This is a genomic window from Actinomycetospora sp. CA-053990 (genome assembly GCF_050948445.1).
In the GTDB taxonomy this organism is placed as follows: Bacteria; Actinomycetota; Actinomycetes; order Mycobacteriales; family Pseudonocardiaceae; genus Actinomycetospora; species Actinomycetospora callitridis.
On sequence record NZ_CP192043.1, the window covers coordinates 3,663,943 to 3,675,811 of the forward strand.

Below are 11,869 nucleotides of genomic sequence, written 5' to 3' on the forward strand. Positions count from 1 at the left end.
CCTGCCGCTCTCGGGTGCGTCGCCGATGGTATCGGAGCAGGTCGAACCCGTTCGGCGACCGCCTCCCGGATCAACCCGCCGAGGCTGCCGGACCCGACGCCTGCCCGAGAGCCGCCAGCCGCGCGCGCACGGTGTCGCCGATGGCCGCCAGGGTCTCCAGCTCGTCCGGCGAGAGGTGGTCGACGAGGACCTCCCGGACGTCCCCGAGGTGCTGCGGGGCCGCGGCCTCGATCAGGACCCGGCCCCGCTCGGTGAGGGCGACCACCGCCCCGCGCTGGTCGGTGGCGCACGGCTCGCGCGTCACCAGGTCACGCTTCTCCATGCGGCCGAGGTGCTGGGACAGGCGGCTCTTCTCCCAGCGCAGCAGCCGGCCGAGCTCGAAGGGCCGCAGCCGCCCCTCCGACGCCTCCGACAGGTGGGCCAGGACGTCGTAGTCGGCCCCGGAGAGCCCGCAGCGCGTGCGGAGCCGCCGGTCGAGGAACTCGGAGAGCCCGTCCTGCATCACCATCAGGGCGCGCCAGGCCCGCTGCTCGCGCTCGTCCAACCACCGCACCTCGTCCACGGCCCGCAGCCTAGCGATTGGTTGACGTGTGAACCACGCCGGACGTACGTTCTGGTTCACACGTGAACTACTGATAGTGCGCGGCGGAGGAGACCGACATGAGGATCGTGACGATCGGGCGAGGGAACATCGGCGGCGGGCTGGCCCGGCTCTGGCGCGCGGCGGGACACGACGTCGGGGAGCTCGGGCGGGACGGCGGGGACGCGTCGGACGCGGACGTCGTCCTGGTCGCCGTGCCCGGCGACCAGATCACGCCGGCGCTCGGGAAGGTCACCGGCCTCGCCGGGAAGATCGCCATCGACGCGACGAACGTCTTCGGCGACCGGCCCGGCGACGTCCCGTCGAACGCCGAGGAGGTGCAGGCCTCCACCGGCGGACCGGTGGCCAAGAGCTTCAACATGAACTACGCGAGCCTGTTCGACCGCATCGGCGAGCAGCGGGTGCGCCCGAGCAACTGGTACGTCGCCGACGACGGCGCCGTCGAGGTCACCGAGACCCTGATCCGCGACGCCGGCTACGACCCCGTCCGCGTCGGCGACCTCTCGCGGGCCCGCGCCTTCGAGGACGCGGTGTGGCTGCTCCTCGCCGCCACGCCGCCCGGCGGGGTCTTCTACCGCTTCGCGCCGCCCGGCGAGCTCTGAGCTCCGACCGGCCTCCGCCGCTGGTCAGTGCTGGACGCGCGCCGACGCGTAGAGGCAGACCGCGGCAGCGGTGGCGAGGTTGAGGCTCTCGGCCCGGCCGTGGATCGGGACGCGGACGCGACGGTCCGCGCCGCGGGCGACGGCGTCGTCGAGCCCGTGGGCCTCGCTGCCGAACAGCCAGGCCGTGGGCCCGGCGAGCAGGTCCTCGGCGGTCGCGTCGAGCACGGTGTCCCCGTCGCCCGCGGTCGCCAGCACGGTCAGACCGCGGGCCCGCAGGGCGTCGAGCACCTCGTCGACGTCGCGGTGGACCGCCACGGGGACGTGGAACAGGCTGCCCATGCTCGCCCGCACGCACTTGCCGTTGTGGGGGTCCACGGCCTCCCCGGCGAGGATCACCGCGTCCGCGCCCGCGGCGTCGCTGGTGCGCACGACCGTGCCGGCGTTGCCGGGGTCGGCCACGCCGACCAGCACCGTGACCAGCCGCGGGTCGCCGGCGAGGGCCTCGTCCAGCCCGACGGTGACGGTGGAGCACACCGCGGCGACGCCCTGGGGCGTGACGGTGTCGGAGAGGGCGGCCGCGGCCTTCTCGGTGACGAGGGCGACGCGCACGCCGGCGGCGTCGGCCCTCCCGGCGAGGTCCGGGTGGCGGTCGGCCACGGCGTCGGTGAGGAAGAGGTCGTGCACCCTGCGGTTCTCACGAGGGCCGGGGTCGTCCTCGGCCCAGGCCAGCGCGTCCCGTACGGGGCGCAGGCCCTCGACGAGGAAACGCCCGGCCTCGACACGCGCCGCGCGCCGCAGCAGCTTGCGGGCTGCGACGACGCGCGGCGTGCGTTCGGTGAGGAGCTCGCTCAGGCGGCGTCCTCGTTCTTCGCGTTCTTGTCGTTGGGGACCGCCGCCCGGGCGACCTCGACCAGCGCGGTGAACGCGGCCGGGTCGGAGATGGCGATCTCCGAGAGGTTCTTGCGGTCGACCTCGACGCCCGCGAGCTTGAGGCCCTGCATGAACCGGTTGTAGGTCATGTCGTTGGAGCGGGCCGCCGCGTTGATGCGGGTGATCCACAGCTGCCGGAAGTCGCCCTTGCGCTGCTTGCGGTCGCGGTAGGCGTACGTCAGCGAGTGGAGCGTCTGCTCCTTGGCCTTGCGGTAGAGCCGGGAGCGTTGACCGCGGTAGCCGCTGGCCATCTCCAGGGTGGTGCGACGCTTCTTCTGCGCGTTGACCGCGCGCTTCACGCGTGCCACGTGGTCCTGCCTTCGATCTGATCAGGGAGCGGAGGTGATCCGTCCGGGGTGGGTCGGCCGGGGCCGGGTGGGGCTCAGACGCCGGTGAGGCTCAGCTGTTGCCGAGCATGCGCCGGATGCGCCCGGTGTCCTGCGGCGCGACCACGTCGTTGCCGGAGAGCTGGCGGGTCTTGTGGCTGGACTTCTTCTCCAGCAGGTGGCGCTTGCCCGCCCGCTCGCGCAGCAGCTTGCCGGTGCCGGTCACCTTGATGCGCTTCTTGGTGCCGCTGTGCGTCTTGTTCTTCGGCATGTCCTGTCCTTGCTCCTCGTGCGGATCGGGATGCTCCGGAGTCGATGGCCGAGCTCCGCTGCGCTCCGTCTCCTGCCGGGGTGGTCGACGCCTGCACCGTGGTTCTCACGACGGTACGGACGCCCGGGATCCCGGCCGACGCCCACCCGGGGATGGGTCCGGCCGGTCGTGCGGACCGCTCAGCTCGCCGGCTCGGGGGCCGGCTCCTGGGCGTCCTGGTTGGCTTCCTGATTCGCGCGCGGCGCCTTCTGCGGCTTCTTGTTCGGCGCGAGCACCATGGTCATGTTGCGACCGTCCTGCTTCGGCGTCGCCTCGACGTAGCCGAGCTCGCCCACGTCCTCGGCGAGACGCTGGAGCAGACGGAAGCCCAGCTCCGGGCGAGACTGCTCGCGACCACGGAACATGATCGTGACCTTGACCTTGTGACCCTGCCCGAGGAAGCGGGTCACATGACCCTTCTTCGTCTCGTAGTCGTGCGGGTCGATCTTCGGCCGGAGCTTCTGCTCCTTGATCACCGTCTGCTGCTGGTTGCGCCGCGACTCGCGAGCCTTCTGCGCGCTCTCGTACTTGAACTTGCCGTAGTCCATGAGCTTGCAGACCGGCGGGCGGGCCTGGGCGGCCACCTCGACCAGGTCGAGGTCGGCCTCGCGGGCCAGGCGCAGGGCGTCCTCGATACGGACGATCCCGACCTGCTCCCCGTTGGGGCCGACCAGTCGCACCTCGGGAACGCGGATGCGCTCGTTGATGCGGGTCTCTGTGCTGATGAGCTCTCCTCGGGTCCGTGACACTGTCTCTGCGACCCTGGCGCGAGGAGCCCCGATGAACGTCGGGCCCCGCGCCACGTCAGGTGGCTGCAGGGCCCACGGTCGACCGATCCCGCGTCCCGTCTCGGGACGCGTCCACCCCGACACTCACGTGCCACGATGGCGGACCGGAACCCGTTCGCCTGTGCGGCGGACGGGTGGGAGCCGGGGCTCCACTTGCCGCTCGGTGGACGCAGAACACCCACCGAGCTGGTCGCTCAGGTCACAACGTACCACTGCGCTGCGGTGTTCCCCGGCAGCGGGGGCCGGCGCCGGGTCAGCCGGCCTTGCGTGCGCGGGCGCGGCGCACCGGCGCGACCTCCGGCTCGACGAGGTCGGCCAGGAACTGACCGGTGTAGCTGCCCTCGACGGCCGCGACCTGCTCCGGGGTGCCCTGGGCGACGACGGTGCCGCCGTTGTTGCCGCCCTCGGGGCCCATGTCGACCACCCAGTCGCTGACCTTGATGACGTCGAGGTTGTGCTCGATGACGAGGACGGTGTTGCCCTTGTCGACGAGGCCGTTGATGACGCCGAGCAGCTTGCGGATGTCCTCGAAGTGCAGGCCCGTGGTCGGCTCGTCGAGGATGTAGATCGTCCGGCCCATCGACCGCTTCTGGAGCTCGGAGGCCAGCTTCACGCGCTGGGCCTCCCCGCCGGAGAGCGTCGGGGCGGGCTGCCCGAGCCGGACGTAGCCCAGCCCGACCTCGGTGAGCGTCTGCAGGTGCCGGTGGATCGCGCCGATGGGCTTGAAGAACTCGGCGGCCTCCTCGATCGGCATGTCGAGGACCTCGGCCACGTTCTTGCCCTTGTAGTGCACCTCGAGCGTCTCGCGGTTGTACCGCGCGCCCTTGCAGACCTCGCAGGGCACGTAGACGTCGGGCAGGAAGTTCATCTCGATCTTGATCGTGCCGTCGCCCGCGCACGCCTCGCAGCGCCCGCCCTTGACGTTGAACGAGAACCGCCCGGGCCCGTAGCCGCGGACCTTCGCCTCGTTGGTGGCGGCGAAGAGCTTGCGCATGTGGTCCCACACGCCGGTGTAGGTCGCGGGGTTCGACCGCGGCGTGCGGCCGATCGGCGACTGGTCGACGCGCACCAGCTTGTCGAGGTGCTCGATCCCGGTGACGCGGGTGTGCCGGCCCGGGACCTGGCGGGCCTTGTTGAGCTTGTTGGCCAGCACCGTCGCGAGGATGTCGTTGACCAGCGTCGACTTGCCCGACCCGGAGACCCCGGTGATCGACACGAGGCAGCCGAGCGGGAACGCGACGTCGACGTCGTGCAGGTTGTGCTCGCGGGCGCCGACGACGCCGACCTGGCGCGACCGGTCGATCGGGCGGCGGATCTCCGGGACAGGGATCTGCTCGCGGCGCGAGAGGTAGGCGCCGGTGAGCGACTCGGGGCACTGCTCGAGCCCCTCGACCGGGCCGGAGTAGACGACGCGCCCGCCGTGCTCGCCCGCACCCGGGCCGATGTCGACCACCCAGTCGGCGGCGCGCACGGTGTCCTCGTCGTGCTCGACGACGATGAGGGTGTTGCCGAGGTCGCGCAGCCGCGACAGCGTGTCGATCAGCCGGCGGTTGTCGCGCTGGTGCAGCCCGATCGACGGCTCGTCGAGCACGTACAGCACGCCGACCAGGCCGGATCCGATCTGCGTGGCGAGCCGGATGCGCTGCGCCTCGCCGCCGGAGAGCGTCGCCGCCGCGCGGGCCAGCGACAGGTAGTCGAGCCCGACGTCGAGCAGGAAGCCCAGGCGGGCGCCGATCTCCTTGAGCACCGCACCCGCGATGACCTGCTCGCGGTGGCCGAGCTGCAGGCCCTTCATGAACTCGGCGCAGTCGGCCACCGAGAGCGCGCAGACCTCGGCGATCGAGCGGTCGCCCAGGGTCTCGTGCCGCAGCGTCACCGCGAGGATCTCCGGCTTGAGCCGCGTCCCGCCACACGCCGGGCACGGCACGTCGCGCATGTAGCCCTCGTAGCGCTCGCGGGCGCTGTCGGACTCGGCCTGGTCGAGCCGGCGCTCGAGGAACGGCACGACGCCCTCGAACGACGCGTAGTACGAGCGCTCGCGGCCGTAGCGGTTGCGGTAGCGCACGTGCACCTGGTCGTCCGAGCCGTGCAGCACGGCCTTCTGCACCCGCGCCGAGAGCTTGCGCCACGGTGCGTCCATGCGGAAGCCGACCTGCTCGGAGAGCGCGGTGAGCAGCCGGGTGAAGTACTCGGCGGACTGGCCGATGGCCCAGGGCGCGATGGCGCCGTCGGCGAGCGAGAGCTCGTCGTCGGGCACCAGCAGCTCCGGGTCGACCTCCTTCTTGATGCCCAGGCCCGTGCACGTGGTGCACGCGCCGTAGGGCGAGTTGAACGAGAAGGCCCGGGGCTCGAGGTCGTCCACCTGGAGCTGGTGGCCGTTCGGGCAGGCCATCCGCTCGGAGAAGCGGCGCTCGCGGTCCGGGTCGTCCTCGGGGAGGTCGACGAACTCGAGGACGATGATGCCCTCGCCGAGACGCAGCCCGGTCTCGACCGAGTCGGTGAGGCGCTGCTTGGCGCTCGACTTCACCGACAGGCGGTCGACCACGACCGAGATGTCGTGCTTCTCCTGCTTCTTCAGCGTCGGCGGCTCGGCCAGCGGATAGACCGTGCCGTCGACCAGCACGCGGGAGTAGCCCTGGCCCTGGAGCTGGCTGAACAGGTCGACGTACTCGCCCTTGCGGCCGCGGATGACCGGCGCGAGCACCTGGAAACGCCGGCCCGACTCCATGTCGAGCACCTGGTCGACGATCTGCTGCGGCGTCTGCTTCGAGATGATCTCGCCGCACGTCGGGCAGTGGGGCGTGCCGGCGCGGGCGTAGAGCAGACGCAGGTAGTCGTAGACCTCGGTGATGGTGCCGACCGTCGAGCGCGGGTTGCGGCTCGTGGACTTCTGGTCGATCGACACCGCCGGCGAGAGGCCCTCGATGAAGTCGACGTCGGGCTTGTCCATCTGCCCGAGGAACTGTCGCGCGTAGGCGGACAGCGACTCGACGTACCGCCGCTGGCCCTCGGCGAAGATCGTGTCGAAGGCGAGGCTGGACTTCCCGGACCCCGAGAGGCCGGTGAAGACGACGAGGCTGTCCCGTGGCAGGTCGAGATCGACGCCCGTGAGGTTGTGCTCACGAGCGCCTTGAACGACGAGACGATCGACCACGTGCAGGGCCTCCTGGTCTCCGGTGAGAGCGCGCCGAGGTGGGGACACGCCCGAGCGGACGTCTGGTTCAGCTGCCTCTCCCCCGGCGTTCTCCATGCTAAGAGGGACCCCCGACAACGGCCGCCGGTGGCCGGGTGAGCTCGGCCGGGTGGCCCCCCGAGGCGACGACCGGTCCCGGGGGCGGGGACCGTCCGTGTGGCTCAGGGCGACGGGTAGCGCCGGGCGTACCAGGTGGGCGGTTCACCGAACAGATCCGCGAAATCGCGCGAGAGGTGCGCCTGGTCGGCGTACCCCAGCTCGGCGGCCAGGCCCGCCCAGTCGACCCGCGTGCCCGCCTCCAACCGGTCGACGACCTCCTGCAGCCGGTACCGGCGGATGACCCACTTCGGACCCAACCCGACGTGCTCGGAGAACAGGCGCTGGAGGCTGCGCATTCCCAGCCCCGCCGCCGCGGCGAGCCGGTCGACCCGCGCGATCGTGGGGTCGGCGGCGACCCGGGCGACGAGCTCGCCGGCCTCCCGCGCCGCGGGTCCGGGGCCCTCGCCGGGCAGGTGGGCGCGCAGCCAGTCGGCCATCGCACCGTCCCAGGCAGGCTCGGAGGCGAGCGCCGGGACGTCGGGCACCTCGACCTCGCGGTCGACGAGGGCGCTCACCGGCCCGTCGGAGAGCGCCCGGAACACCCCGGGCCGGAAGGCGGCGCCCACCACCGAGCCGCGGCCGGCCAGCTCGCGCACCATGTGCCGGCTGCGCGGCCCGACGACGCGCGGCGGCCCCTCGTCGATGAGCGACACGTGCACCTGCGGCAGCGGCACGATCTTCTGGGCGTAGGGCTCGGCGTACTCCCAGGACGCCGTCCACAGCCGCTCCACCCACGGGGCGAGCTCCGCGTCCGGCTCCTGCACGTCGATCCGCTGGGCCGTGCGCCAGTGCCCGCCGAGCTCGCGGGGGTCCCGCTCGTCGGGTTGTCGCGTTCGTCCATGACCGGGCGCCGGCACGTCACTAGCGTCCCGTGCCGTGTTCCCCGACTTCACGCCCCGCCCGCACCTCGTCGTCGCCGCGGCCGCGCCGCACGAGGCCCTCGTCGCCGCGGCCGCCGACCACCTCGACGCCCCCGTGCCCTGCGAGGGCTGGACCGTCCGCGACCTCGCCGAGCACATGCTCACCTGGACACCGGTGCTCGCCGGTGCCGGCCGCGGCGCGCCGCCCGAGCCCGGCTCGCCGACGCTCGGGGGCGACTGGACCGCGGAGCTCGGCAAGGACCGCGCCGACCTCGTCGCCGTCTGGAGCGACCCGGCCTCCTGGCAGGGCACGACGACGATGACGAGCTCCGAGCTGCCGTCCGCGGTCGTCGGGACGATGACGTTCTGCGAGCTCGTGCTGCACGGCTGGGACCTCGCCCGCGGACTCGGCGAGACCGTGACCTGGGACGACGCGCTGCTCGAGGAGGCGTACGAGGCGCTCTCCCAGCTCACGCCCCTGGGTCGCCAGATGGGGGCGTTCGGCCCCGCCGTCGACGTCGCGCCCGACGCGCCGCTGCTCGACCGCGTCGTCGCCGTGGCGGGCCGCGATCCGTCCTGGCGGCCCTGACCTCCCCGGCGGGGGCAGGATGGTGTCCATGAGCGAGATCGACCCCGCGGACCTGGCCCGGTTGCGGTCGCGGAAGGCGTGGAGCGAGGACGTCGGCGCGGACCGCGCCGCACGCCGCGCCGAGTGCGCCGCGACCCGTGCCGGCCACCTCGCCGTCGTGGTCGCGTCGGACGAGGTGCCGCGGTGCGAGCACTGCGGCGAGACGCTGAGCCCGGACGCGCTGCGGAAGGCGGGCTACAAGCCCGCGCGGTCCTGACCGCGCCCATCCCCGTCGGCACTATCCTTCCGGGCGTGGACCTCCTCGACCAGTACACCGGCCATGTCGAGCCCGCCGGCCCCGCCGCGCGCCGCGACCTCCAGGACGTGTCGATCACCAAGGTGTCGGTCGGCCCGATGGACAACAACGCCTACGTCCTGGTCGACAAGGCGACCGGGCAGGCGCTGCTGATCGACGCGGCGAACGAGACCGACCGGCTGCTCGACACCGTCGACACCGTCGCCTCCCGGGACACGCTGTCCGCCCTCGCGACGACCCACAAGCACTGGGACCACATCCAGTCGCTCGAGGACGTCGTCGGCGCCGTGCACCCGAGCACCTACGCGCACGAGAAGGACGCCCCGGAGCTGCCCGTCACGCCGGACCGCATGGTCGGCGACGACGACACCGTGTCCTTCGGCAACTCGTTCGTCGAGATCATCCACCTCGACGGGCACACGCCCGGCTCGATCGCCCTGCTCTACCGCGACCCGGCCGGCAGCGCCCACCTCTTCACCGGCGACTCGCTGTTCCCCGGCGGCCACGGCAAGACGGCCACCCTGGAGCACCACGAGTCGCTGATGAACGACCTCGAGCACAAGGTGTTCAGCCGCCTCGACGACGACACCCACGTCTACCCGGGCCACGGCGACGACACGACGCTGGGCACCGAGCGCCCGCACCTGTCGGAGTGGCGCGAACGGGGCTGGTGAGCGGGCTACTCCCGCTCGACCCTGCGGAGCCCGTGCGCGGGCGTCCACCACTCGACGACGAGGCGCGTGGCCTGCTCGTCGAGGTGGGTGTGGACGACCTCGTCGATGTCGGCGTGGAAGAGGTCGCCGTCCGGACCCTCCGTGATCGCCCCGGCGAGGTGGGCCCGGCCGGCGATCTTGGCCTCGCCCGGCCACTGCGCCTCGGCGCCCTCGACGGGGTCGACCGTCGCGCTGTGTACGGCGAAGCGCGGGTCCCGGCGCAGGTCCGCGCCCTTGCGCGCGCCGGCCATGGAGCCGAAGGTCAGCCGGCCGTCGTCGAAGACCGTCTCGATCCCCGAGATCCGCGGCGAGCCGTCGGCCCGCAGGGTCGCGAGGGTCTTGTGCTTGTGGGCGTCGAACAGCGCGCGGACCCGCTGCGCGAACTGCGGCGCCGCCTCTTCGACGTCCTGCCAGGCCACCATGCGCCGAGGATCGCACCGGGCACCGACACCGCGATATGCGCCGAGGCCGTCGGCCACCGCCACTCGTTCGGCGTATCGGCTCGCTAACGTTCCGTAGATCTGCTCCGATCGTGCTGCTGACAGGTCGAGCACAACCATCGGGGGACGTCCATGTCGACGCAGGAGAGCTCGCCGCCGCGGGGGCGGACACGGATCGTCGTCGGGGTGCTGGCGGCGCTCCTCGTGGTGATCGTCGTCCTCGCCGTGCTCGTGCTGACCGGGGTCACCCGCGGCCTGTTCACCAAGGACATCACCCGCACGGTCCGCAACGACGTCGACGCGAGCGGGCTGGTGGCCGCGCTCGTGTCGTACCCGGACTCGTTCCGCGGCGGCACGCTCGCGGGCGGCCGGGCCGAGCTCGGCGTCCAGATCGACCAGGCGGCGCTGCGCGGCGGCGACCCCGCGGCGCAGCCGGCGACGATCCTCCTGCGCACCTACAGCTGCCCCGGTGCCGACGGCAGGCCTGCGACGACCCGCATCACCGTCGAGGGCGCCGACGCCGAGCACCTCGCGCCGCGACCCGCCTCGGCCGGTGGCGGCGTGGCGCTGACCGGCACGTTCGAGGTCGTCTCGGTCGCCCCGGTGGCGCCGGGCGCTGCGCCCGAGTGCCGCATCGACCTCGCCGCACGCTGACCGAACCGTGACGCGGGAGCGGTATCCGCGCCGCACCTCGGCAGGCCACGCTCGGGTCGTCAGGGTCGACGACTTCTGGGAGCGACGATGCGCGAAGACATCTCTTTCGACGCCGAGGGCGCGACGCTGCGCGGGTGGTTCTACGCACCCGACGCCGCGGACGCGAACGGTGGCCATCCCTGCGTGGTGATGGCGCACGGCTTCTCGGCGGTCAAGGAGCAGCACCTCGACGACTACGCCGAGGTCTTCGCCGCCGCGGGCCTGGCGTGCGTGGTCTACGACAACCGCGGGTTCGGCGCCTCCGACGCCGCACCGGGCAAGCCGCGCCAGGAGATCGACCCCTGGGAGCAGATCCGGGACTACCAGCACGCGATCACCTACGCGCAGAGCCGCGACGACGTCGACGCCGACCGGATCGGCGCCTGGGGCTCCAGCTACTCGGGCGGGCACGTCTATGTGCTCGGTGCGATCGACCGGCGCGTGAAGGCGGTCTCCGGGCAGGCGCCGCTCGTCTCGGGCCGTCGGGGCTTCGAGTCGCTCGTGCGCATCGACGCGTGGGGACCGACGTGGGAGGCCTTCGCCGCCGATCGTCTCGAGCGCGCCCGGGGCGGCGAGCCGGCGATGATGCCCGTCGTCACCGAGGACCCGACGGCGCCGGCGGCCCTGCCGACCCCCGACTCCTACGAGTGGTTCACCCGCACCCAGCGGGACCGCGCCCCGTCCTGGCGGAACGAGGTGACGCTGCGGTCGGTCGAGCTTCTCCAGGGCTACGAGCCGCGCGCGTTCCTCCCGCTGATCTCCCCGACGCCGGTGCAGATGGTGGTGACGCCGAACGATCGGCTCATCGCCGGCGAGCTCGCGGCCGCGGCGTACGAGACCGCCGTGCACCCGAAGAAGATCGTGATCGCGCCGGGCGGGCACTTCGACGCCTACACGGGCCCGGGCTTCGAGATCACCTCGGCCGCCGCCCGCGACTGGTTCGTGGAGCACCTGCGGGTCGGGAAGACCGGGTGACCCTCTAGGACCCGGCGACGTTCGCCCGCAGGCGGGCGAGCACCCGGCGGGTGACGTCCAGATCCTCCTCGGTGAGGCCGTCGCGCAGCCGACGGTCGTGGGCGGCGGCGACCGTCCGCAGCCGGCGGAACGCCGCCCGGCCCTCCTCGGTGAGCTCCACGAGGTGGACGCGGCGGTTGGTGGGATCGCGCTCGCGGGTCACCAGGCCGTCGCGTTCCATCCCGTGGAGGTGGTGGGTCAGCGTGGCGCCCCGGATGCCGACGGCGGCGGCCAGCTCGCGCTGGCTCGCCGTCGTCCGCGTCGTCAGCGCGAGCAGCACCAGCCACGTCGACAGCGACCCGCCCGCCGCGGTGAGCGCGGCGTCGAACGCGCGCGCGACCTCGCGGGCGGCGCCGGTGAGCGCGAGCCCGATCGGCGTCTCGGGCGGAGGTCCGGGCACGACGCAGAACCTACCC

Annotated in this window: 15 protein-coding genes; 6 read left to right on the forward strand and 9 right to left on the reverse strand. The window is 72.8% G+C overall.

Features of this window, described 5'->3' with window-relative positions; all coding sequences use genetic code 11:
- Nucleotides 1–70: 70 nt before the first annotated feature.
- Nucleotides 71–562, reverse strand: coding sequence for a MarR family winged helix-turn-helix transcriptional regulator (locus tag ACQPYN_RS18825; protein WP_433025979.1), 492 nt, complete (start codon nt 560–562; stop codon nt 71–73).
- Between the two features lie 98 nt (nt 563–660).
- Between ACQPYN_RS18825 and ACQPYN_RS18830 the strand changes: the two genes are divergently transcribed.
- Nucleotides 661–1,203: an NADPH-dependent F420 reductase gene (locus ACQPYN_RS18830; protein ID WP_433025982.1), complete on the forward strand. Its 543-nt coding sequence runs from the start codon at nt 661–663 to the stop codon at nt 1,201–1,203.
- Between the two features lie 24 nt (nt 1,204–1,227).
- Here ACQPYN_RS18830 and ACQPYN_RS18835 read toward each other — a convergent pair whose 3' ends face one another.
- The 6 genes from ACQPYN_RS18835 to ACQPYN_RS18860 all read right to left on the reverse strand — a co-directional run bounded on the left by ACQPYN_RS18835 (nt 1,228) and on the right by ACQPYN_RS18860 (nt 7,706).
- On the reverse strand, nt 1,228–2,055 hold the full coding sequence (locus ACQPYN_RS18835; protein ID WP_433038957.1) for a TrmH family RNA methyltransferase: 828 nt from the start codon (nt 2,053–2,055) through the stop codon (nt 1,228–1,230).
- Nucleotides 2,052–2,441, reverse strand: coding sequence for a 50S ribosomal protein L20 (gene rplT, locus ACQPYN_RS18840; RefSeq protein ID WP_433025984.1), 390 nt, complete (start codon nt 2,439–2,441; stop codon nt 2,052–2,054). The genes ACQPYN_RS18835 and rplT overlap by 4 nt, the downstream gene beginning before the upstream one ends.
- Before the next feature lie 91 nt (nt 2,442–2,532).
- On the reverse strand, nt 2,533–2,730 hold the full coding sequence (rpmI, locus tag ACQPYN_RS18845) for a 50S ribosomal protein L35 (protein WP_274190115.1): 198 nt from the start codon (nt 2,728–2,730) through the stop codon (nt 2,533–2,535).
- A gap of 179 nt (nt 2,731–2,909) precedes the next feature.
- Nucleotides 2,910–3,518 carry a translation initiation factor IF-3 gene (infC, locus tag ACQPYN_RS18850; protein ID WP_328306723.1) on the reverse strand — a complete coding sequence of 203 codons (609 nt, stop codon included), beginning with the start codon at nt 3,516–3,518 and terminating at the stop codon, nt 2,910–2,912.
- Between the two features lie 292 nt (nt 3,519–3,810).
- A complete protein-coding gene (gene uvrA, locus ACQPYN_RS18855) occupies nt 3,811–6,711 on the reverse strand; it encodes an excinuclease ABC subunit UvrA (protein WP_433025987.1) in 2,901 nt (966 codons plus the stop codon).
- A gap of 200 nt (nt 6,712–6,911) precedes the next feature.
- The gene (locus ACQPYN_RS18860) at nt 6,912–7,706 is read right to left on the reverse strand and encodes an AraC family transcriptional regulator (RefSeq protein WP_433025989.1); all 795 of its coding nucleotides are present in this window, start codon (nt 7,704–7,706) and stop codon (nt 6,912–6,914) included.
- Between the two features lie 19 nt (nt 7,707–7,725).
- Between ACQPYN_RS18860 and ACQPYN_RS18865 the strand changes: the two genes are divergently transcribed.
- Genes ACQPYN_RS18865 through ACQPYN_RS18875 form a run of 3 tightly spaced genes read left to right on the forward strand, consistent with a single transcriptional unit; the run spans nt 7,726 to nt 9,267 of the window.
- Entirely contained in the window at nt 7,726–8,298 is a 573-nt protein-coding gene (locus ACQPYN_RS18865; RefSeq protein WP_433025992.1) for a TIGR03086 family metal-binding protein, read from the forward strand.
- A 28-nt stretch (nt 8,299–8,326) separates the two neighbouring features.
- Nucleotides 8,327–8,554: a hypothetical protein gene (locus ACQPYN_RS18870; protein WP_433025995.1), complete on the forward strand. Its 228-nt coding sequence runs from the start codon at nt 8,327–8,329 to the stop codon at nt 8,552–8,554.
- A gap of 35 nt (nt 8,555–8,589) precedes the next feature.
- Nucleotides 8,590–9,267: an MBL fold metallo-hydrolase gene (locus tag ACQPYN_RS18875; RefSeq protein ID WP_433025998.1), complete on the forward strand. Its 678-nt coding sequence runs from the start codon at nt 8,590–8,592 to the stop codon at nt 9,265–9,267.
- 5 nt (nt 9,268–9,272) lie between these two features.
- Here the strand turns inward: ACQPYN_RS18875 and ACQPYN_RS18880 are convergent, their stop codons facing one another.
- Nucleotides 9,273–9,728 (reverse strand): pyridoxamine 5'-phosphate oxidase family protein, encoded by a 456-nt coding sequence (locus ACQPYN_RS18880; protein ID WP_433026001.1) that lies wholly within the window; start codon nt 9,726–9,728, stop codon nt 9,273–9,275.
- A gap of 150 nt (nt 9,729–9,878) precedes the next feature.
- Here ACQPYN_RS18880 and ACQPYN_RS18885 point away from each other — a divergent pair, with 150 nt between their 5' ends.
- The gene (locus ACQPYN_RS18885; protein WP_433026004.1) at nt 9,879–10,400 is read left to right on the forward strand and encodes a hypothetical protein; all 522 of its coding nucleotides are present in this window, start codon (nt 9,879–9,881) and stop codon (nt 10,398–10,400) included.
- Between the two features lie 87 nt (nt 10,401–10,487).
- Complete coding sequence (locus tag ACQPYN_RS18890; protein ID WP_433026007.1) at nt 10,488–11,414, forward strand: alpha/beta hydrolase; 927 nt, start codon at nt 10,488–10,490, stop codon at nt 11,412–11,414.
- A 4-nt stretch (nt 11,415–11,418) separates the two neighbouring features.
- On the opposite strand, the gene ACQPYN_RS18895 is transcribed toward ACQPYN_RS18890, so the two are convergent.
- Nucleotides 11,419–11,853, reverse strand: a complete 435-nt coding sequence (locus tag ACQPYN_RS18895) for a MarR family winged helix-turn-helix transcriptional regulator (RefSeq protein ID WP_433026010.1) — start codon at nt 11,851–11,853, stop codon at nt 11,419–11,421.
- Nucleotides 11,854–11,869: the final 16 nt, after the last annotated feature.